We start from the raw sequence: 22,139 nt of genomic DNA, 5'->3' as shown, positions 1-22,139 counted from the left end.
AACGAATCGCCTAATGAATGTGTCGGCTTCTTCATTTTTTGGGGTGATCTGGCCCCGTTTTTAGTCGTCAACTCCCCTGATTCAGCAATTCGATCGGTCTTTCAAGTGCTCCCTAAAACTAAAAAACATAATTCATTTTCACTCCGCCAAACCAGTTTCTTGGCGGTGCGGGTTGATAATAGCGTTCCCCAAAGGCGTTCAAGTCATTGCCAAGGCTGTAATCTACATTTAGCACATTATCAATTCCCACAAACAGATCCACCACAAAATTTTCGGCTATGGTTCTTTGGTACCCGATTTTGGTTTGCAGCAGGTGATAGGCATCCGAATACACCGTGTTGGCATCATTTAAAGGAATTTTATCGGTGAAGGTGTAATTGGCCGTCGTATAAATGCCCGGACTTGTCTCTCCGCGCAGGTTAGTTACAAAAATATGCGGTGCCACTCCCGTTAATTCATTTCCGGAAAAATCCTGACCTTCTTTCACATAGTTTTTGAATTCAAAATCATGGTAGGTGTAGGATAAATCCCAATCCAGTTGCTGTAAAAAGCCCACCGGATTTTGAATGATCCGCCAGCTTGTAGCCGCCTCCAGCCCGTATTGGTCGGTAGCACCGGTGTTGCGAAATACATAGGTATCCCTCGTTGGATCTTCGGGCTCCTGTTGCACAATGGTTTCATCCAGCTTAAAGTAAAACGCCGTTACATCGTAGCTAAGTCTCAGATTCTGGAATCCGCCACGGGCACCAATTTCATAATTAGTACCCTGTTCGGCTTCCAGGTTCAGGGCAATACTGCCTTCATTGGTTCGGAATTCTTCGATAGTGGGGGGAGAAAATCCGTAGCTCACACTTCCATGCAGCGAAAGCTCTGGGGAGAACTTTTTGACCAAGCCAACGCGAGGTATAATTTCCGGCTCAAAACTTTTTTGCGCTACGCCTGCCGTGTCCCCTTCAAGATTGGTAACCAGCCGGTCGAGCCGGTATTCCAGGCGGTTGTAACTGAGCCCCGCAGTCAGGTAAAAATTATAGGGCAGATCTACTTCCGTATTAAAAAACAGCAGCGACGATTGAATCCTGATTTCATCATCAAAATTTAAAGCGCCCACCTGGGTCGTATCATTCTCAAAATTACGCGCTGCATTTGCTGCCGCCTGATATTCACCGCCGAGGGTAAACCGGGTTCGAACCTCTCCGATATCCGTATCAAAATAAAAACGGGTACGTCCGCCTCCGGTCTTGCGGCTGTCTTTTTTGTAATCCAGGTTAAAGGGATGATCGAAAGTGCTGAAATTGCCATAAACCGTAGTGAGGTTGGAGATGCCCTCGGTTATCTGTACATCATGCGTTAAACCGGCCAGGAACATTTCCTGGTTGATGCTGGCATTTGCTTCCACACTGCCCAGCGCAAAAGGATTGCCCTGCCGCGCCTGCCTTGGATTTTGTTCCACCTGCTCTGCAGTCAGCGGTCCCGGAATCCCGTAAAATATATCGGAATACAGAAAACTGGTTTTGATGATCTGCCGGTCGTTCAGCTGAAACTGACCGGAAAGCTCAGCTGTTTCGCGATAGAGAAAATTCTGCTGGCGATAACCGTTGGTGTGCTGGTTGGAGTAGTTAAACCGGAGGCTTCCATTTTCATATTGCTGCTGTGCATAGGCTGTATAGCGCTGCAGGCCGTAGGAACCTACCACGGTTCCGGCCCCGACTTCATTCGCTGAGGACTGGCGGCTTTCCATCAAAATAGCCCCGCCGGTACCGGCTCCGTAAATACTGCCGGCCGGACCTTTAATCACTTCTACTTCCTGCATATTGATAACATCCAGCAGGTTCAAAGGCGTACTCCCCGAGGGTTCGGTAAAGGGGATCCCATTCCAATAGATTTTGACATTTCTAACTCCATACGGAGCACGCAACGAACTTCCGCGAATGGCTACACGATAACTCCCCACGGCCCGGCGTTCGATTCGCACCCCCGGCACGGTATTTAAGCCATACACCAATGAACTTTCATCAAAACCGCTTACCCGCTCCGGCTCAATATTGGTGATGGCGCCGGGCGTCTCCATCAGGCTGCGGTTGCCTTCATAGCCGGTTACTAAAATCTCCCCTAAATCTCCCTGAAGGGTATCCAACTCTGCCTCGTTTTGAGCCTGGACGCCATTTGCAAAAAAAGCTACGATTATGATGGTTAAAAAAGTGCGCAACGCATTATTAAAACTCATGTAATGTCTATTCTAAAATTAATCCTGTTCATTTGATGATTCTGGCTTCACTATGGCTAATACCGGGCAAGATACGGCAGCTGATATTTTGTTATGCAGTGTATCGAAAAAGCTTTTCCGATCAGAAGAACTGGATTCGCCCAGCACTACCAAGTCATCTTCCGCGGATATCTGTTCAACAGCCTCCGCCACATCGGTCACCTGCACGCTTTTGGAATAAATTTGATCGTCTTTAAGTCCTGCTTCTTTCAATAGCTGTTTTGCCATTTCCTGGAGATCTTTTTCCGAGTCTATTTCTTCAGATTCTATCTCCTGGCTTGACATGTTTATAAGTGTTACCGGCAATTTACTGGTCCTGGACAGATCGTATAAAATTGTTGATAGCCGTTTATTTAATTGATCTTGTGAATACAGAGGTACCAACAAACGCTTTATTTCCTGAATGGGTTTCACGGTCAGCACGGCATTACAACTTTTTTCAGCTATATAACGGTCAATGCTTTGCGCCAAATCCGGAGTGAATACCGTTTTCTCTACAATCTGATACCCTCTTTTGCGAATGCCTTCCTCTATGGTTTTCAGATCTTCCTTCACTTCTTCGTCCAGTTCTTCACGGGATTGCTCGGGACTGGTTTGTTCGGTTACTTTTTTATAACCCAACAAGATTATCTCCAGATCTTTGAAAGGTTTCAGCAGAGCTTCGGGAATGGAAGAAGGATCAGGCAGCTCAACCGGAATCAGGATTTTGGGTTTACGAAGTTCCGGCTGAATATGAGGCGGTTTTGGGCGTTCCAGTGAAGAGCCCCGGGCATACAAAAGATACCAAAGCGCTGAAACAGCCAGCACTGCAGCCCCAATGATGATAGAGATAGGTTGCATAAATGCTATCAACCCAAAACAGGACAAAGCACACATGAAAGGTAAAAGTGGCGCCCCACTTATGCGAAATGTTGGCGCATACCAGACAGGATTTTTCTTGCGCAGGGATATCAAAGCCAGGCAAATAGTGCCATATAATACTAAATGCAACAGAGAAGCCACCTCCGCTAAAACCTCGATATGCCCAAATAAAGTAAGCGTTGCAATAGAAAGTCCCACGATGAAAAGAGCGCGATGCGGAGTACCGAAGCTTGCATTAACTTTACTGATACCGGAAGGAACCAAACTGTCGGCACTGAGAGCATAGATAGCACGCGAAGAACTCAGAATGGAAGCATTGGCGGAAGACAAGGTAGCCAGCAAGCCGGCTCCCATCACTACAATACCTCCCACATTGCCAATGATGGCTTGAGCCACTTCTACCGTGGCGGTCTCTCCAAACGATGATAATTTCTCTGCGTCAAACAAACTGGTGCTCACAAACAAAGTTAAGATGTAGAGGATTGTAACGATGGCAACACTCCCAATAAGCGCTTTGGGAAGGTTCTTTTGAGGCTCTTTGATCTCACCGGCTACCGTGGCTATTTGCACAAATCCCAAATAAGAGGTAAAAATGAGTGCAGTGGTCGTCAGAATCGGGAAATATCCTTTTGGCGCAAATGGCTCGGGCATATTTGCAGAACCGATAACACCCAACGCTTCCAGGGCCCCATACCCAAATAAAACAGTTAAAATACCCGTCAACACAATTACCACCCCGTTCTGTAACTTACCGGCCCCTTCCGTACCTATCAGGTTTACCACCGTGAGAAATAATGCAGTGCCTAATGCAATGAGGACTACCGGGTCTCCCAGCGAGAATCCCAGGCGGTTCATCAAATCTCCGGCATATTCACCAAATCCCATCAAATAAAAAGAACTGGCAAATACTAAGCCCACACATTGCCCGATACCAATAAGAGTACCCGCAAATGGCCCGAAAGTACGAGAAGCAAAATAGTAACCGCCCCCGCTTTGAGGCATCGCTGTTGCCAACTCTGTAGTACATAAAGCAACCAACATGGCTATGGTGCCGGCGAGCAGAAAGGATATCATGGCAGCGGGCCCTGCATCTCCACCGGCAATGCCTGGAAATACGAAAATACCTGCTCCTACCATAGTCCCAATGCCTATGGCCATTGCCGGCCCTAACCCCAATGTGCGTTCAAGTTCCCCTTTCTGGCTCTGTTGTGACTGCTGGCTCATCTAAAAGTAATCTTTGATGACTTCTCGAATTCCAATATTAGTTTCTTCAAGTCTATTGTAATAGCAGCTTAGCACTTACTTAAAAATATTTTTCGATATATCATTCACATAAGAGCGGAACTTCCATAAGCTCGCTCTGTTAAATCCAAGACAATACTATTACCTTCCTTCCTCACAGGAAATAAATCGTCTTTATTTGATTACAAAATCACAACCCATCGGCATTTTTGACTCCGGCATTGGCGGGCTCACCGTAGCCAAGGCCGTTATTGAAGCTTTACCCAACGAAGACATCATTTATTTTGGAGATACCGCCCGGGTCCCCTACGGGATCAAATCCGAAGAAACGGTCAGGGCTTATGCGCTGGAGATCACACGCTTTTTACTGAAGCGTGGGGTTAAGATGATTCTCATTGCCTGCAATACCGTTTCCGCCTCCGCTAAAAAAGAGATTATTGAAGCAGCCGGCGAGGTACCGGTTTTGGATGTAATTACCTCCGGCACTCAAAAAGCAGTGTCCTTACCCAATCACCAACATGTTGGGGTGATAGGAACGCTGGGTACGGTAAACTCCCAGGCTTATGTGAAAGCTATCCAATCTCACGATGGGTCCATTGAGGTAAGCCAGCAAGCGTGCCCCCTGTTGGTACCTTTGGCCGAAGAAGGCTGGATAGACAACGATGTAGCTGTACAAACGCTGCATCATTACCTTGATGTTTTTAAAGGCAGCGGCATCCAATCCCTGATTTTAGGCTGTACCCACTATCCCCTTTTTAAAGAAGTGATCCCCAAAGTGATGAATGGAGAAGGCGTGGAAATTATCGACTCGGCCGAATCTATCGCTGCCTCTGCCAAAACCAAACTGCAAGAACTTAATCTTCTAAATAAGGACGGCGGTGATTTTCATTGCTTTGTAAGCGACCGCCCTCAACGATTCCACGAACTGGCCGAACGCTTTTTGGGCCGGGATTTGAAGAGTGTAGATGTAGTGAGTTTGGATTGATTTTGCTTTTCCTTCTGCAGGATGAAACAACTCATCGTCCTAACATCAACGTTCAAACGTTAAGTAATTTTCTTCTTTTATTTGATGCTGTTGAGGTAGTATAGTTTCTATTCCTAATCAATATTTAGATTCCTGCCTCCGCAGGAATGATCTATTATAATATTCGTACCAGTAGTACCACTTAGTCAGCCTAAACTCATCATTTTCCTAAAGCGTCTTCTCCCCTAAAGTTAGGGGAGAAACAAAGAGGGGTTGCGAATGCCGGTAACCATCACTGAAAGAGAGAAAGGGGTCCTGAATACGGGCAGCAATGAATCAAAGAGCTCAAAAACAAACACCACTCCGACGCAGAGCGATCGGAGCGAGTCGAATATTAAGCATCTTACCTAATACCACCATTCGTTAGACGGACTTGGAGCCGTCAGACGAAGTGATACATTCAACATTCAATGTTGAATTTTCCTTGTTCGATATTCTACACCGCTTCAATCCCTTCCTCATACGCATCCATTGGGATACAAGAGCAGACGAGATTTCTGTCACCGTAGGCATCATCAACCCGGGAAACGGCAGGCCAGAATTTATCGAACTTGAGTTCTTCGATTGGGAAGGCTCCTTTTTCACGAGAGTAGCTGCGCGTCCATTCATCAGCGGCAATCACGCGTTGGGTATGCGGGGCATGTTTCAGCACATTGTCTTCTTTATCAGCCACGCCGTCTTCGATTTCCTGTATTTCCTTGCGGATGGAAACCATGGCTTCCACAAATCGATCCAGTTCTTCCTTTGATTCACTTTCGGTAGGCTCAATCATTAAGGTACCCGGGACCGGGAAGCTCATTGTTGGCGCATGGAAACCATAATCCATCAGACGCTTGGCTACATCTACCGACTCAACACCGGCAGATTTCTTAAACGGACGTAAATCCACAATAAACTCGTGGGCAGAGCGACCGGTTTTGCCGGTATAAAGAATTTCGTAATGATCTTTGAGCTGGTCTTTAAGGTAATTGGCATTGAGGATGGCATATTTGGTAGCATCGGTCAGTCCGTTAGCGCCCATCAGCCGGATGTAGGCATAAGAAATAGTAAGGATACTGGCACTACCCCAGGGAGCTGCAGAGATAGCATCCACGCCTTTTTCACCACCCGTTTTTACTACGGAATGGGATGGGAGGAAAGGCGTCAGGTGTTTGGCAACACCAATGGGGCCCATACCCGGTCCGCCCCCGCCGTGGGGAATACAAAAGGTTTTATGAAGATTCAGGTGACAAACATCGGCTCCGATCTCACCGGGACTCGTAAGTCCAACCTGCGCATTCATGTTGGCGCCATCCATATACACCTGTCCGCCGTGCTTATGAATGATTTCACAGAAATCCTTCACACGGTGCTCAAACACTCCGTGGGTTGATGGATAAGTAATCATCAGGGCAGCCAGACGATCGCTGTATTTCTCGGCTTTGGCCTCCAGGTCATCACTGGAGATATTTCCGTGTTTATCGGTATCTACAACCACAACATCCATCCCCGCCATTACGGCACTGGCGGGATTGGTTCCGTGAGCCGAAGCAGGAATCAAGGCCACATTTCGGTGCCCTTCACCCCGGCTTTTGTGGTAAGCCCGTATGGTCATCAACCCGGCATATTCACCCTGGGCGCCGGAATTAGGCTGCATGGAAACGGCATCAAAACCGGTGATTTCCGAAAGCCATTCGTTCAGTTCATCAAAAAGCTGCGTATATCCTTCAGCCTGTTCACGGGGAGCAAAAGGATGGATTTGTCCGAACTCTGGCCAGGTCAACGGAATCATTTCGGCTGTGGCATTGAGCTTCATGGTGCAGGAGCCCAACGAAATCATGGAGTGCACCAGCGAGAGATCTTTACTCTCCAGGCGTTTCATGTAGCGCAGCATCTCATGCTCGGAATGATAGAGGTGAAATACCGGGTGCTCCAGAAACTCGGTTTTACGTTCCAGAGCTTCGGGCATTTCTACCTCAACAGAAGCTGCAGATCTCTCTACATCAAAATCGTTATTCAAATCCAGCGCTTCGGCAAAGATGTTCAGCACCTGCCCCACATCTTCCAGGTTTTTGGCCTCATCAAAAGAAATGCCCACATGCTGCTCATCCACATAACGGAAATTCGTGCCATGTTTCTCGGCGACTGCTTTTACTTTAGCAGCATTGGCTTGTACCGTGATGGTATCAAAATAGGTCTCAGTTTCTACTTTTACTCCCAGCTTCTCCAATCCGGTCTTAGCCAGTTTGGTAAGTCCGTGCACTTTCGAAGCAATTTTCTTCAAGCCCTCAGGACCGTGATAAACGGCGTACATGCCGGCAATTACTGCAAGCAGTACCTGTGCCGTACAAATGTTGGAGGTAGCCTTCTCACGCCGAATGTGCTGTTCTCTGGTTTGAAGCGCCATTCGGTAAGCGGGCTTTCCTTCTGCATCCTGGGTTACCCCAATAATGCGTCCGGGAATCTTGCGCTGAAATTTCTCCTTGGTTGCAAAATAAGCCGCATGCGGTCCGCCATACCCCATCGGCACACCAAAGCGCTGGCTGGAACCGACCACTACATCCGCACCCATTTCACCGGGAGCTTTCAGCAGGGTTAAACTCAACAGATCGGCCGCTACTACAGCGTACACATCGTTTTCGTGGGCCGCATCAATTAAACTCGAAAAATCTTCTACACTTCCATCCGTTCCGGGATATTGTAACAGGATACCAAACAACTCGGCATCGGTCACATCCAGATCGGAATGATCCCCTACTTTCACTTCAATCCCCATCGGTTCGGCGCGGGTTTGCAGCACTTCAATGGTTTGGGGATGGCAGTTTTTCGAAACAAAAAACACCTCGGCCTGCTTACGCTTTTTTCCTTTTCGCTGAGAATGCAGCATGCTCATGGCTTCGGCGGCGGCAGTTCCTTCATCCAGCAAAGAAGCATTGGCAATTTCCATGCCGGTTAAATCAGTAACCACGGTTTGAAAATTGATCAGGGCTTCCAAACGTCCTTGGGCAATTTCAGCCTGGTAAGGGGTATAAGCGGTGTACCAGCCCGGATTTTCCAGGATATTCCGTTTAATCACATTGGGCATCAGCGTATCATAATAGCCCATGCCGATATATGATTTATTGATTTTGTTTTTAGATGCCAGCATTTTAATCGCCTCCAGAAAATCCTGCTCACTTAAGGCCTCGGGCAGGTTCAATGGCGTTTTCAGGCGGATACCTTCCGGAATGGTTTCATCCATTAGCTGATCCAGGGAACCAGCCTGTACGGCATCAAGCATCTCTTGGGTAGTTTGGGGATTGGGTCCGTTGTGGCGGCGGGCAAATACTTCTTTATCGAAATTAATGGGCATTAAAGTGGATAAATGAGGGGTTATTTATTGTTGGCATAACAGTGCGGGGAGGCTTGACATTCCCCGGCAAACATCCTAAAAACCGGATGCGCTAAAATAAGGAAAAATGCCCGAAAATGGGCATTTCCCAATCATCATTTAATACCCTTTTTCACAATTTTTTATTCCTCTGATTATACTGTATTTATTCAACGGCGACCGCAGATCCAACTCCGTTTACGCTTAGACTCAGTGTCGGGTTTTGCCGATAATACACATGCCCTGTACCGTTGATCAGCACTTCCAGTTCCTCTTCAACATTTACTCTGCAATTACCTGCCCCATTAATCAGCACCCTGGCGTCCTGCCCCTCAAGGTTATAGCCATTGATATCTCCGGCCCCGTTAATAACGTAATCCTGATGCTCTGCCCTGCCGCGAATCGTAATATTTCCCGTTCCGCCGATGACACAAGATGTATGCTCCACATTCAGGTCGAAATCCATATCTGCGACTCCCGATACCACCGCTTCGAAATCATCTCCGTTAAAAATCCCATTGCCCTTGATGCGCCCTACCCCGAAATGTTGCACCCGGCTAAGGGTTGCTGTAGAAGCTTCAATTTTCAGAGGCTCAATATCTTCGAAGCAATTATCATGACCTATGCTGAGCTCAGGTCCAAACACTTCTACATTTAGCACATCCATCACGCTTCTTTGTCCTTTAATCCGTAATGCCGTGCTTTCATCCTTTGTAATCGTTACATCAGTAACTGCAAAAACACTGACCTTGCTAAAATCTGAGATGGAGTAGTCCCTCGTTACGATATCGCCGGAACCACGAATACAATCACCATTCCCGCTATTTGTGGTTTCCTCACATGCTACAAGAGCTACAATTACCAAACCCAACAGGGTATAAGAGGCTAGCTTTTTCATATTGGTAAGCATTAGAATTAAAAGATACCCGTCATTTTTTGAAGAAAGAGGAAAAGCTTAAAAATCTCTCTTAATCCATCTTTACTACTCTCACATTACACCATATCTCCTTTAGATGCATTTTATATAACCTTCTTTGGCACCCCTGCCATGTTTAGCGTCTGTGCAACCTCTGCCCCAATTCTGAGCATTATCTCCCACTGCAGATCACATATTAAAATCGTAAAATGACGCAAAATATCCCTTTAACAGCTTCCCTTTCTTATTGCGGGAATACCCTTTTTCACCTTTTTTTGGTTTATTGGTAATCAGGTACAAATAGAAACCTCTACGAATTAATTTAACCACCTATGAAAAAGTTATTAGCCCTCGCGGCTGTTCTATTACTATGGGGAACAGCCGGTGTTTTTGCCCAGTCGGAATCTACCGACTCCATGAAGATTGAAATTGAACCCGATCCGGTAAGCCTGCAAGTGGGTTCGGAATTACAGCTTAAAGCCACCCTGATGAGCGCTGAGGGAGAGGCACTGCCAGATACCATACTTTTTTACTCCCGCAATGGCGGCGACTTGGAAGTTAGCCGCACCGGATACCTGAAAGCCAATAAGCCCGGAACATATAATGTAATTGCCCTGCGATCGGGCCCGCGCGACCAACGGGTGGTAAAACGTTTTGACGTGGAGGTACCTTACCCACCCATTGCCGCTGTAAAATTCATCAACAAACCGGCGAATGTATACACCGGTACCACTGTAAACCTGAGCGTGGATGTAATCGATGAAATGGACCTGATCCGCGAAAACCCGGAATTATCCATATCCAGCAGTAATTCTGATGTTGCCAGCGTAAGTCATGGCAAACTCATTGCCCTAAAAGAAGGCTCGGCCACTATTACAGCCACTTCGGAGGGCAAAAGCACTACCTGGAACGTGAATGTTAAGAAAAATCCTGCTACGGCCATTGAAATCGGTAATACCGAAACCACTATCCTTACCGGTGACGTGGTTCATTTTGAAGCAGTTGCCAAAAGCAGTGGAGGTAGCTCAGTAAATGTACCCATCACCTATTCGTATGTAGCTCAACCCGATGACAACCTGGGCCAAGCTGCTGAAGCACAAGTATCACAAAAAGGAAAATTTGTAGCCAACCTGCCCGGCGTGTATACGCTGATTGCAAAATCCGGCAGTGCGGTCGGGCAACAGGTGATTCGCGTAAACCAACGTGACGTAGCCAAAGACCTGGAAGTGGTCGGCCATGGTGAAGTGCTGGACGTACACACCTCCGACCTTTGGGTTTGGGAAGGAGTGGACGGACGCGATTATGCCATCACCGGCACCTGGGGCGCCAACGGCGACGCCTATTTCTGGGATGTAACCGATCCGGCCAACATGCATACCATCGATACCGTGCGTGTTGATGCCCGAACCGTAAACGACGTAAAGATTTCTGAAGATGGCAAAGTGGGCATTCTTACCCGCGAAGGAGCATCCAATCGCAAAAACGGCATCGTGATTCTGGATGTTTCTGATCCTCACAATGTTTCGGTTATTTCTGAATACACCGAGGGACTAACCGGTGGTGTACACAATGCTTTTATTTACGAAGGGCACGTTTATGCCGTGAATAATGGCCGACGCTACGATATCATCAATATTGAAGACCCGGCTAACCCGGAAACCGTTGGTCGTTTTGAACTGGATACCCCCGGCCATGCTATTCATGATGTGTGGATTGAAGATGGGATCGCTTACTCAAGCAACTGGAGCGATGGCGTGGTGGCCGTGGATATCGGCAGCCAAAACAGTGAGTTGGCCGATGCTGGTGGTTCTCCCGCCAACCCGGTGAAGCTGGGAAGCTACACTTACCCAAGTGGCTGGAATCATGCCGCTTTCCCATTCAAAAGCGAATCTACTGGTGACTTCTATGTAATTGCCGGAGATGAAGCCTTTCCATACGGACTGCCTTCACGCGACAATCCTGTAGGCGCTGCCGGCTGGATTCACTTTGTGAAATTTGATGGCTGGGACAACCCCGAAGAAGTAGCACGCTACCAGGTTCCCGAAGCCGGCACCCACAACTTTTGGGTAGTTGGAGACACTTTGTATATAGCCTACTACAATGCCGGGCTGCGCATCGTGGATATCTCCGGTGAACTAATGGGCAACCTGTACGACCAGGGACGCGAAATTGCACGTTTCGCTCCCAATCATCCGGATGCCATCGTTCCTAACGCACCTTTTACCTGGGGTCCACAGCCTTATAAAGGCCACATTTTTGTGTCTGACTGGAACTCCGGTATCTGGGCTTTGAAGTTGAAAGAAAATCCTCAGCAGGCATCCAACTAAAGAAAACCAATAGACCTTAAGGCACGACGAACCGAAGCAACATATGCACACAATGCGAACTTTGGTAAGCTCGTGCCTTTACAGCAATAAATATCAGATCATCATGAGATACTTAAAATTCCTTTTGTTTTACGGGTTGATGTTTCTTTGCAACCAAGCCTTGGTTGCCCAAGACTATTACGTGTATGTAGCCGCAGAATCGGATGATGAGGTTTCGCTAATACATTTTGACGGTGAAACCGGAAAAGGCAATATTGCAGAAACCATTGAAGTAGGCACCTGGCCACAGGAAAATGAAGGTCCCCATGGGCTTACTGTTTCTCCCGATGGCAAGCACTGGTTTGTAAGTATCGCCCACGGACAGCCCTATGGTAAGCTCTGGAAATACGAAACCGGCACTAATGAATTCGTGGAAGAAGTGGAGCTCGGTATGTTTCCGGCCACTATGGACATTTCCGCTTCCACGGGGCTCTTGTATGTGGTGAATTTTAACTTGCACGGAGATATGGAGCCCAGTACCGTTTCGGTTATTGACCCGGAATCTATGATGCGCCTGGCCGATATCGAAACCGGTATTATGCCCCATGGCTCCCGAGTAAATGATGAAGGAACCCGGCAATATCACGTTTCTATGATGACGGACGAGCTGATGGAAATCAATACTAAAACACTGGAAGTTCAGCGCCGGCTTAAACTTTCTGAGAACGGCTCGCAAAGCATGCATGCCAGTTCAAATATGGATCATTCCGGAATGAAGCGCTCTGAAGTACATCACCCCAAACCTGTAGAAAAACCCACCTGGGCCGATCCTCATCCAACCAAACCACTGGTATATGTAGCAGGCAATGGTTCAGATGAAATCATAGTAATAGATACCAAAAAATGGGAAATCACCAACCGCTGGGATACCGGCAAAGCCCCCTATAACCTGGAAGTAAGCCATGACGGCAAATTGCTGGTGGTAACATATAAAGGCGAAGGGGCAACAGGTGTCTGGGATTTAGAAAGCGGTAAAGAACTGGCGAAAATTAAAAACAGCCGTAAGGTGAGCCACGGTGTAGCCATTTCTGCCGATAACAAATACGCTTTTATCTCAGTGGAAGGCATTGGTGGCGAACCAGGCTCTGTAGATATCATCAACCTGGAAAAACTGGAACGTGTGGATGTGGTAGAAACCGGCAAGCAGGCCGGAGGCATCATTTTTTGGAAACAGGAGAATCTTGATTAAAAAGAAGTAGTTTTAATATTTATTTCAGGGTGATTAGGTGACTTACCATCTCCCCTTTCTGTTCCTTTTTTAATACGGTTTCTTTATCCAGGGGATTAATATCATAGCCCATTTTCTCCGCCATCCCTTTTAGAAGAGAATATAATCGCCCTTTTTCTGTGTTAAATTTCACCATCGCACTTTTAGTCCGCAGGTCAATTCTTTTAGCAGCACGGGCCAGCATCTCGCAACATTTTAAAATATCCGATCCCGTATAAGTGTCCTTTTCTGCAATAGGTGCGGGGCTAAACTTCTTGTTAAATTCACTCAATGAACGAATTTCACCGCTTTTCTCATGAACTTGAAGCCATTCAATACGGTGCTCAAGATTACTGATATAATACGCCAGGTATCGTGGTTTAGAACTTTCTATCTGAAAATGATAATCTGCCAACCAAATATCTTTTACCTGATCCATTTTGATATCGAACCAAACTCCTTTGTCACTTAGCTCCCAAACAATAGATTCCTCATTGCTCTCCTTTTTATTCAACCGGAGCTTATAGCTTTTTTTAAAAGCATTGGTTATTCCTGAAACATCTACATCAGGACAAAGTGTTAAATTGGGTTCATCCTCAAAAGGATCTACAAATTCAGGGGCATCATTTTCAACTTCGCACTCGATACCGTGTATTTTAATAAGAATTCGAACAAGCCCCTCGCCAATAGGGGATGAAAATGGGGTACCTTTGCCTTCCATAACTCGGTTTATTTAGATTCCCTCCAAATTAGCGAAAAAAGAATGACAATCTCGTTTGGGATTTTTTAATCTTTCTATCCCATTGGCCCCTATTATTTTATTAACGTCATTTTATTCACTCTGGTAAAGTTATCGGTTTTCATCTGGTACAGATAGATTCCGCTTGATAACGGACCTGCATCAAACTGCACGGTAAAGTGACCGGCTTGCTTTTTTTCATCCAATAAAGTAGCCACCTTTCGCCCCAGCAAATCATATACAATTAGGGATATATGCGTAGCTGATGGCAATGTAAAACCAATCTTTGTTGCCGGATTGAATGGGTTCGGATAGTTCTGCTGCAATTCATATTTATGGGGAGTATTTATATTTGATGCTTCATTAATACTTACCGGGGTGAGTTCAGGACTGGGCATCCAATCGCGGCCAAAATTTGGGTTACTTTCTTTAGAGAATATATTTTCTAGTGTGTACGTTTCGGCCTCTTCGCTGCTTAGTTGGGTTGAAAATCCTGCCCGTTGATCCGGATGTACACAACCGGGGCCAGAGCAATTGTACTCGCCATATAAAGCCGGTTGCACATTCCACGCCAGCCATCCCTGTGGGGCCAGAACTTCATGGTACCAGGTATTAATAAACACCGTTCTGGGAGCTCCCTGCCAGGGCCGTCCCAAGTAGAATTCTTCTATCGGATCGCCATCGAAACCAATGGAATCGGCGGTTATCCTGCTATCCAAAAACACAAAACCATACTTGGATTCCGGATCCGTCGCCGCAGCCGTCAGGGTTCCGCCATCACGATTGATCCTGATTTCAGTGCTATCGAACACCACAATATTTCTCCCAAAAATGAAATCTACCGAACCTTCCACTAAACTATTCTTGATATAAATTCTTCCTGTCCCATTTGATCCCCTGGCATAAAAGGTATCCTGAAAACCCAGGATGTTTACATTGTAATAAGCCTGTCGGTCGCCATTGGTTACTAATGCCACAGCCTGTTGTCCACTAACTGACTTGTCATTCTCAATCACATTTTGGAAAGTGATGTTTTCAGCCACAAAATCATTGGCATTAATAGCCACACTGTACGACTGGCTGGTCCCTCCCGCAATACCCGCATAATCATCATACCACAACACGGTACTATCGCGATGCTCGCCTATCAGCTTCACATTCACTTTATTCTCCTCCAGCACCAGCTTCTCGTAATACTCTCCCTTTTTAACAAAGATCGTATATTGACCGGTGTAGTTATCCGGTATCTCATCAAAAGCGTCCTGTACTTTTGTATAATCTCCGCTGCCATCTTTTGCTACCACTTTGGTTATATCCGGAGCCGGTTCCTGGGTGAGAAACATGCGCAACGGTCCATAACCGGTACCAGTTTCATTGGTTGCATAGGCCCGTACATAATAGCGGCTCTCAGCCTCAAGCGGATACATGGTGCTTACAAACTCCCCTAAACCGCTGCCTGCTTCGGATTTAAAATCTTCTATGGTTGGTTCACCCTCAGTACTCCATACCAAACCACGGGCGGTAACTTCTGATCCGCCCCAGGCAGTTACCTCACCCCTTCCCAAGGCTGTTTCTACCATCACTTCGGTAATATCTCCGGTTTCAACTTCAGGAACGGTTTTCTCATCAAGCGTTGTAAAGCTAACTTCGCGCCCATAAGCCGTACCAGCTTCGTTGGTGGCATAAGCCCGGTAATAGTAGATAGTTCCATTCTCCAGTCCGGTCATCTGGCTTTCAAAAGAGCCCGAACCGGTGCCGTCTTCTGTTTTAAAGTCAGAGATAACTGGTTCTCCCGCTGTATTCCAAACCACTCCCCTGGCCGTTACTTGTGCCCCCCCATCCGATGAAACATTCCCTCCCGCAAAGGCATAATCGGTTGAAACATTTCCAGGATTGTAGGTTGCAACTTCGGGCAGTGTTGCCATGCCACCTACTGTAGTACCTGCCAGCATCACATTTTGCAGGGCAATGTACTTGCCTGTGCGTTCATTGGGATCATTATCAACCCACGGGTAAATCCTTAAAAACAAAGACTGATCTTCTGAAAGCTCTAAATCCGGGAAAGCCGTAATGGTTTGCAGGCTGTCACGGGGCAGGTAGTTATTACCAGATTCATCTTCGGTAGTATATTCCACTGGAGTACGATCTGCAAAACTTGCATCTGTAGAATAATAGATACTGGCTTTCATCCCGTCAATACTGACTCCGGCAATATCCAGCGAAAGAGTGTCCACAAAAAAGGTGGCTCCTGCCCTCGGACTAACAGAAAACTCCAGGTACACATCGTCAATTTCTGTGGTTTGATTAGCCGGCCAGCTATTGCCTTCTATTCGAATACGCAGGCTGTTATTGGGCCCCGAATATTGATTAACTTCCATATTATTCAACTGCATTTCATTTGCCTCCAACGGGCCCTCAATCACCGCAGAAAATTCAGTACCCCCTAATGACGGATCAGTTAATGGCCAGTGTACCGCAGCTGGATCTTGCCCCATCACATCCAAGACTGTTAAAAACATCATCGCAAGTATTCCAGCTATAACTCTAATCCGCATGGTCATTCAATCTATTTATTCATTTTAATAACTCTATTTCCGATTTACTTAATCGGTAACTTAATTATCATAAAATATCAGGAATAAACATAATCGGTTCATAATTTTTTTATAAAAACGGGTTTTATTGCACACCAGTCTTGAATTTAAAGTGTCATATTGAGACACACAGTTACAGAAAATAAATTTTTAGACATAGCTAAATTTTTTTTAAGTTTAACAAACATTTTTTCACAACGGATTCAACAAAATGGACTTAATACCTGCCTGGTTTTTTGAACTCAATCCTGTTATTCAAGCTTTGATCGGTGGACTTTTCACATGGGGCGTGACATCCCTTGGGGCTGCCTTGGTTTTCTTTACACGCACCGTAAGCAATAAACTACTGGACGGTATGATGGGTTTTGCAGCCGGAGTTATGATCGCAGCCAGCGTGTGGTCCCTGATCATTCCATCTATTGATATGGCCGAAGCGCAAGGCATCATACCCTGGTTACCTGCAGTAATCGGTTTTTTACTGGGCGGATTGTTTCTCCGTATTTGTGATTACTATTTGCCTCACCTACATATTGGCTTACCTCGTGATGCCGCCGAAGGGGTTGAAACCAAATGGAAACGAACCACTTTACTGGTACTGGCCATTACCTTGCATAACATTCCGGAAGGACTTGCCATAGGCGTTCTTTTTGGGGCAGCCAGCCTGGGACTTGATGTAGCCGGGGGCGCTACCGTAGCAGCTGCTATTGTACTTGCATTGGGTATTGGGATTCAAAACTTCCCGGAAGGAGTGGCCATCTCCATGCCTTTGCGGCGCGATGGCGTTAGCGTTTGGAAAAGTTTCAACTATGGACAGTTATCAGGTATCGTTGAGCCTATTTCAGCGGTAATTGGGGCTGCAGCAGTCATTTTTGTGCAGCCCATGCTGCCTTATGCCCTGGCCTTTGCGGCTGGCGCTATGATCTATGTGGTGATTGAGGAATTAATCCCCGAAAGCCAGATGCACGGTAATACCGACTTGGCTACCGTTGGAGCAATGGTTGGTTTTTGCGTGATGATGGTACTGGATGTAGCGCTTGGGTAATTTTAAGGAAGATTGTGCCGTCAGAAGTGCAATCTTAAATCCATTAATTGGCCTGAAGGTTATTCGTAAATATGCCTCACAGGCTCCCAGTTTGATCTTATCTCATTTCCAGGTTTTTCCCGTCCAAGTTGGGAGCTACTACCAACAGGTCTGCGATAGATCGATGAACCGATGAACGAGTTGCGAAATGGAAATCTTCAAAAGTCCAACTCAAACAAAAAGTCGGGAGCAACCGTCATATTTTTAAGCTCCTCCCTGGTAAAAAAATCAATATTCCTGAGCAGTTGTTTGTCTTCTTCCAGCTCCGGGTCGCTTCCAAGACCAAGCTGTCCTCTTTCTCTCTTCACTCTAAAATAAAATTCTACCGCATGTATTTTTGGGGTGATGACTTCGTTCACCTTTACACGATCATCTACGGAAATAACCAGCCCCGTTTCTTCCTTAAACTCTCTGACTAAAGCTTCTTCAAGAGTTTCTCCGAATTCTACCCCACCCCCGGGAGGAAGCCATGTCCACGCTTTATTAACGGGGGAGTGTAATTCAACCAGTAACAGTTTGCCGTCTTCAATTAACAGTCCGCATGCACGCAGCCTTACTTTACCAGTCAGGCGTTCACCACTCATGATTGGCCGGCTACCGCGTTATCTTTTTTTAGCTTGGTGTACTTCTTCTGTAATTTGGCATGCTTAAGACTGGCTTTCACAAAGTCTACGAAAAGCGGCTGTGGATTATTTACGGTGCTTCGCAACTCAGGATGGAATTGCACGCCCACAAACCAAGGATGGTCTTCAACCTCTACAATCTCTACTAAGTCTCGCTCCGGATTCATACCGGATAACACCATACCATTTTCAGTAAGCTTGTAGCGCAGGTTGTTATTCACTTCGTAGCGGTGGCGGTGACGCTCATCAACCAATTCGGCACCATAAGCTTTTCGGGCTTTAGTACCCTCTACAACTTTGCATTTGTATTTTCCAAGGCGCATCGTGCCGCCCATATTCTCGATATTCTTCTGGTCATGCATAATATCGATGATGGGATATTCAGTATTTTCATCAAATTCCGTACTGTTGGAATCTTCCCATCCACACACATTACGTGCATATTCAATTACCGCACACTGCATTCCCAGGCAAATCCCAAAGAATGGAATTTTGCTTTCGCGGGCATATTTAACAGCCGCCAGTTTACCAGAAATACCACGTCCGCCAAAACCAGGCGCAACCAATACTCCGGATACATCCTTCAGCTCTTCAGCAACATTCTCATCAGTGAGATGATCGGACTGCACCCAGTTGATGTTTACTTTGCAATCATTAACAGCGCCGGCATGGATAAAAGCTTCCGTAATGGATTTGTAAGAATCGTGGTGTTCCACATACTTCCCAACCAGTGCGATATTTATTTCACCTGATGGATTGCAAACGGCTTCCACAAAGCCAATCCAGTTGTCCAGATTAGGTTCTTTGGTTTTGAGCTTCAGCTTCTCAATCACCCGTTGGTCCAGGCCTTCTTCCTGCATCAGCATGGGAACCTCGTAAATACTGCGGGCATCCCGTGATTCTATTACATCTTCCAGATCCACATTACAAAACTGAGCTACTTTACGTCGGATAGTTTCATCCAGATGATGTTCGGTACGGCATACCAAAATATCAGGCTGCAGTCCACTTTCAGAAAGTGTTTTAACAGAATGCTGGGTGGGCTTGGTTTTAAGCTCTCCTGCTGCCGCAAGATAAGGCACCAATGTCAGATGGATATTCAGTGTATTAGCTCGCCCAACATTATATCTTAGTTGACGCACAGCTTCGATGTAAGGCAGGCTCTCGATATCACCCACGGTACCACCTATTTCCACTAACACCACATCGTAATCACCGGACTGCCCCAGTTTCAGAACGTGTGACTGGATTTCATCCGTAATATGCGGAATAACCTGAACGGTTTTACCAAGGTAGGCTCCCTGACGTTCTTTTGTGATCACATCGTAATAGATACGACCAGTTGTCACGTTATTTTCCTGAGAGGTAGTGATATCCAGGAAGCGTTCGTAGTGACCAAGATCTAAATCGGTTTCAGCACCATCATCGGTAACATACACTTCACCGTGTTCGTACGGATTCATGGTTCCGGGATCCACATTAATGTATGGATCAAGCTTTTGAATGGTGACTCTGAGACCTTGTGCTACGAGCAAACGCCCAAGAGATGCACAAATAATTCCTTTTCCGAGCGAAGATGTAACTCCTCCGGTTACAAAAATATACTTAGTGGACATGCGGGATGTAGGTATAGTTGATGGATATAAAATATAGGGGCTTCCCCAACCCCGTTCAATCAAAATGGCGGATTATCCTTCCTTTCTTTTCCACAAATTATCCACAAGCTTTTTTAGCACGTCCGGTTTGTCAGAAAAAATTCCCGAAGCACCAAGCTCAATCACTTTTCTCATTTGCTGTGTTTTGTTAACCGTGTAAATAAAAACAGGAATCCCTTGCTCATTTAGCTGCTCAGCCCATTTTTTTGAAAATTGACGTTGACTGCAATTAAAAGCATTTGCCTTATAATCACTCACCAACTCTTTGGGCTCTCTCTTCTCAGATTGACTTTTTTCGTATAACAAAGCGGTAGATATGTCCACATCCAACTCTCTCAAATGAGCGATAGCCCGGTAATCAAAGCTCGAAAAGAGAACGTAATCCTGCATCTTGTGCTTATATACCAACTTTAGTGCTTTCTCTTCAATGCCTCCATTGAGACTGTCAGTAACCGCCTCCGTCTTAATTTCTATGTTTACGGCAATACGACCTTTTGCAAAGTTAAGTACCTCTTCCAGGGTGGGTATCCCTTCTCCTTTGTGACCACTGCTAAACCAGCTACCCGCATCCAGTTTTTTTAAATCCCTTAAGTTATAATCTTCCACTTTCCCCCTTCCATCGGTTGTTCGCTCAAGGGTTTCATCATGGATTACGACAGGTACCCCATCTTTGCTGAGCAAAACATCTAATTCTATCATTTCTGCACCCATATCTACGGCAGCACGAAATGCGCTCATGGTATTTTCGGGATGATAGGCACTAGCGCCCCGATGCGCTATCACTACAAAATTATCCCCATTATCATTATAAAGCTTAACAGGCAGTTGAGTTGATGGTTGAGCCATAAGAACCGATGTTAGCAGAGAAGTTACGATAAGTACAAAGCCGAATATAATTTTATTGCGCATTATACAGGCAAACAGTTTAGTCACGATGATTATTTGCCTAACATACGCATTATCCTTGATGGCAAAATAAATGCTATGTTAACATCCGAATTAGTTCCTGTCGGTAACTGCCCTCTTTATGGCCTTATGAACTAAGGAATCGAATGTTCCAGAATAGGTAAACAGCTCATATAGAAAATAAAAACCGGTTACAGTGGCCATACTGCCAAACACAGTCATAAAACTGGCGAACCAAAGAGGTTCTATAAGATTAGTAAGTGAAAGCGCTACCACACATAGTCCTAAAAGAACTCCCATTCCTGCCGATGTAAGATGCAGCCGGTTTACCGTATCCATCTTATTGGTCCAGGCAGAAATATCTTTAGGCAGGCAGTCTGTAGATTCTAGCTGCTTATTTACGGTTTCACCAACGATTGACGTATATTTCTTCTCTTTGTACATATCCTTCCCTTTATGTTAAGCTAACGTTTACATAAAATATTAAATAATTTTAATAATAAAAGTTTTTTCTTCGAATTTAATCTCATGACCACCTCTGATAATTTATTTATATATGGTAAAAATCCAGTTGAGGAAGCCTTAAAAACTCGTCCTGACGAAATAGACAAAATTTATGTCAAGAATTCATTAAGAAATAGCACTTTTAATGAAATTCTCCAACTTTCTAACGATAACGGGGTTCCTTTAGTCAGGGTTCCCGGCCAGAAGCTCTACAATCTGGTGGGTAAAGTTAACGACCAGGGCTTTGTAGCGCAGATGAGCGCTGCCAAATACACTGATTTTTATGATTGGGCAGAAACTCTGATACTATCTGAAAACCCCGCCGTTTTACTTTTGAATGGTATTGAAGACCCGCATAATTTTGGAGCAATCCTTCGATCTGCTGCTGCAGCAGGCATCAGTGCCGTTATTATCCCCATGCAAAACCAGGCACCGGTCAATGCGACGGTATTTAAAACCTCAGCAGGTACGGCTGGACGCATTCCTGTTATTCGAGTGCATGATACTAACCAGGCTTTTAAAGATTTACAACTTACCGGATTTTCCATTGTAGGCTTAGACGGCAATGCGGACCAAACCCTTTGGGAAGCTGATTTCGATAGACCCGTAGCTTTTTTGATTGGCAACGAAGGTAAAGGAATTAGGAAAAGTGAATTGAAGCGTTGTGATGCCACGGTATCTATCCCCATGGAGCACAAAGTGGAATCACTGAATGCCTCCGTAAGTGCCGCGCTGGTTAGTTACGAATGGAAACGGCGTAAGATGGGCTAATTGCTGGTTGCTGGTTGCTGGTTGCTGGTAAAAACTGA

15 protein-coding genes are annotated in these 22,139 nt (G+C 45.8%); 5 read left to right on the top strand and 10 right to left on the bottom strand.

What is annotated here, in order from left to right:
* Positions 1–118: 118 nt before the first annotated feature.
* Both FN815_RS15930 and FN815_RS15925 read right to left on the bottom strand, forming a co-directional pair.
* A complete protein-coding gene (locus FN815_RS15930; RefSeq protein ID WP_142455652.1) occupies positions 119–2,224 on the bottom strand; it encodes a TonB-dependent receptor family protein in 2,106 nt (701 codons plus the stop codon).
* 18 nt (positions 2,225–2,242) lie between these two features.
* The gene (locus FN815_RS15925) at positions 2,243–4,348 is read right to left on the bottom strand and encodes an APC family permease (RefSeq protein WP_142455651.1); all 2,106 of its coding nucleotides are present in this window, start codon (positions 4,346–4,348) and stop codon (positions 2,243–2,245) included.
* 196 nt (positions 4,349–4,544) lie between these two features.
* Here FN815_RS15925 and murI point away from each other — a divergent pair, with 196 nt between their 5' ends.
* Positions 4,545–5,351 (top strand): glutamate racemase, encoded by an 807-nt coding sequence (gene murI / locus FN815_RS15920; protein ID WP_221930337.1) that lies wholly within the window; start codon positions 4,545–4,547, stop codon positions 5,349–5,351.
* A gap of 475 nt (positions 5,352–5,826) precedes the next feature.
* On the opposite strand, the gene gcvP is transcribed toward murI, so the two are convergent.
* The gene (gene gcvP / locus FN815_RS15915; RefSeq protein ID WP_142455650.1) at positions 5,827–8,721 is read right to left on the bottom strand and encodes an aminomethyl-transferring glycine dehydrogenase; all 2,895 of its coding nucleotides are present in this window, start codon (positions 8,719–8,721) and stop codon (positions 5,827–5,829) included.
* Positions 8,722–8,905: 184 nt separating this feature from the next.
* A complete protein-coding gene (locus tag FN815_RS15910; RefSeq protein WP_185957334.1) occupies positions 8,906–9,637 on the bottom strand; it encodes a head GIN domain-containing protein in 732 nt (243 codons plus the stop codon).
* 350 nt (positions 9,638–9,987) lie between these two features.
* On the opposite strand from FN815_RS15910, the gene FN815_RS15905 reads away from it, so the two are divergent.
* Both FN815_RS15905 and FN815_RS15900 read left to right on the top strand, forming a co-directional pair.
* Positions 9,988–11,982 (top strand): LVIVD repeat-containing protein, encoded by a 1,995-nt coding sequence (locus FN815_RS15905; protein ID WP_142455648.1) that lies wholly within the window; start codon positions 9,988–9,990, stop codon positions 11,980–11,982.
* A gap of 103 nt (positions 11,983–12,085) precedes the next feature.
* Positions 12,086–13,210 (top strand): YncE family protein, encoded by a 1,125-nt coding sequence (locus FN815_RS15900; RefSeq protein ID WP_142455647.1) that lies wholly within the window; start codon positions 12,086–12,088, stop codon positions 13,208–13,210.
* A gap of 19 nt (positions 13,211–13,229) precedes the next feature.
* Here the strand turns inward: FN815_RS15900 and FN815_RS15895 are convergent, their stop codons facing one another.
* Positions 13,230–13,949: a hypothetical protein gene (locus FN815_RS15895; protein WP_142455646.1), complete on the bottom strand. Its 720-nt coding sequence runs from the start codon at positions 13,947–13,949 to the stop codon at positions 13,230–13,232.
* 92 nt (positions 13,950–14,041) lie between these two features.
* The gene (locus FN815_RS15890) at positions 14,042–16,489 is read right to left on the bottom strand and encodes a pectinesterase family protein (RefSeq protein WP_185957333.1); all 2,448 of its coding nucleotides are present in this window, start codon (positions 16,487–16,489) and stop codon (positions 14,042–14,044) included.
* Positions 16,490–16,772: 283 nt separating this feature from the next.
* On the opposite strand from FN815_RS15890, the gene FN815_RS15885 reads away from it, so the two are divergent.
* The gene (locus tag FN815_RS15885; RefSeq protein WP_142455644.1) at positions 16,773–17,603 is read left to right on the top strand and encodes a ZIP family metal transporter; all 831 of its coding nucleotides are present in this window, start codon (positions 16,773–16,775) and stop codon (positions 17,601–17,603) included.
* 197 nt (positions 17,604–17,800) lie between these two features.
* On the opposite strand, the gene FN815_RS15880 is transcribed toward FN815_RS15885, so the two are convergent.
* The 4 genes from FN815_RS15880 to FN815_RS15865 all read right to left on the bottom strand — a co-directional run bounded on the left by FN815_RS15880 (position 17,801) and on the right by FN815_RS15865 (position 21,270).
* On the bottom strand, positions 17,801–18,226 hold the full coding sequence (locus tag FN815_RS15880) for an NUDIX domain-containing protein (RefSeq protein ID WP_142455643.1): 426 nt from the start codon (positions 18,224–18,226) through the stop codon (positions 17,801–17,803).
* The gene (locus FN815_RS15875) at positions 18,223–19,881 is read right to left on the bottom strand and encodes a CTP synthase (protein ID WP_142455642.1); all 1,659 of its coding nucleotides are present in this window, start codon (positions 19,879–19,881) and stop codon (positions 18,223–18,225) included. Before FN815_RS15875 ends, FN815_RS15880 begins: the two co-directional genes overlap by 4 nt.
* Before the next feature lie 72 nt (positions 19,882–19,953).
* A complete protein-coding gene (locus FN815_RS15870) occupies positions 19,954–20,766 on the bottom strand; it encodes a glycerophosphodiester phosphodiesterase (RefSeq protein WP_142455641.1) in 813 nt (270 codons plus the stop codon).
* A gap of 153 nt (positions 20,767–20,919) precedes the next feature.
* Positions 20,920–21,270, bottom strand: a complete 351-nt coding sequence (locus tag FN815_RS15865) for a hypothetical protein (protein ID WP_142455640.1) — start codon at positions 21,268–21,270, stop codon at positions 20,920–20,922.
* An 84-nt stretch (positions 21,271–21,354) separates the two neighbouring features.
* On the opposite strand from FN815_RS15865, the gene rlmB reads away from it, so the two are divergent.
* A complete protein-coding gene (gene rlmB, locus FN815_RS15860) occupies positions 21,355–22,101 on the top strand; it encodes a 23S rRNA (guanosine(2251)-2'-O)-methyltransferase RlmB (protein ID WP_142455639.1) in 747 nt (248 codons plus the stop codon).
* Positions 22,102–22,139 lie beyond the last annotated feature (38 nt).

Source organism: Gracilimonas mengyeensis (genome assembly GCF_900182705.1).
Lineage (GTDB): Bacteria > Bacteroidota > Rhodothermia > Balneolales > Balneolaceae > Gracilimonas > Gracilimonas mengyeensis.
Note: the sequence above shows the minus strand (reverse complement) of the source record. Positions and strands in the feature narration are given on the sequence as shown.

Bases quoted from the DNA above. Each gene is read 5' to 3' on its own strand.
- FN815_RS15895 (WP_142455646.1), bottom strand. From the start codon at position 13,949: ATGGAAGGCAAAGGTACCCCATTTTCATCCCCTATTGGCGAGGGGCTT.
- gcvP (WP_142455650.1), bottom strand. From the start codon at position 8,721: ATGCCCATTAATTTCGATAAAGAAGTATTTGCCCGCCGCCACAACGGA.
- FN815_RS15925 (WP_142455651.1), bottom strand. From the start codon at position 4,348: ATGAGCCAGCAGTCACAACAGAGCCAGAAAGGGGAACTTGAACGCACA.
- FN815_RS15885 (WP_142455644.1), top strand. From the start codon at position 16,773: ATGGACTTAATACCTGCCTGGTTTTTTGAACTCAATCCTGTTATTCAA.
- FN815_RS15865 (WP_142455640.1), bottom strand. From the start codon at position 21,270: ATGTACAAAGAGAAGAAATATACGTCAATCGTTGGTGAAACCGTAAAT.
- FN815_RS15910 (WP_185957334.1), bottom strand. From the start codon at position 9,637: ATGAAAAAGCTAGCCTCTTATACCCTGTTGGGTTTGGTAATTGTAGCT.
- FN815_RS15870 (WP_142455641.1), bottom strand. From the start codon at position 20,766: ATGGCTCAACCATCAACTCAACTGCCTGTTAAGCTTTATAATGATAAT.
- FN815_RS15890 (WP_185957333.1), bottom strand. From the start codon at position 16,489: ATGATGTTTTTAACAGTCTTGGATGTGATGGGGCAAGATCCAGCTGCG.
- FN815_RS15930 (WP_142455652.1), bottom strand. From the start codon at position 2,224: ATGAGTTTTAATAATGCGTTGCGCACTTTTTTAACCATCATAATCGTA.
- FN815_RS15875 (WP_142455642.1), bottom strand. From the start codon at position 19,881: ATGTCCACTAAGTATATTTTTGTAACCGGAGGAGTTACATCTTCGCTC.
- FN815_RS15880 (WP_142455643.1), bottom strand. From the start codon at position 18,226: ATGAGTGGTGAACGCCTGACTGGTAAAGTAAGGCTGCGTGCATGCGGA.
- FN815_RS15905 (WP_142455648.1), top strand. From the start codon at position 9,988: ATGAAAAAGTTATTAGCCCTCGCGGCTGTTCTATTACTATGGGGAACA.
- rlmB (WP_142455639.1), top strand. From the start codon at position 21,355: ATGACCACCTCTGATAATTTATTTATATATGGTAAAAATCCAGTTGAG.
- FN815_RS15900 (WP_142455647.1), top strand. From the start codon at position 12,086: ATGAGATACTTAAAATTCCTTTTGTTTTACGGGTTGATGTTTCTTTGC.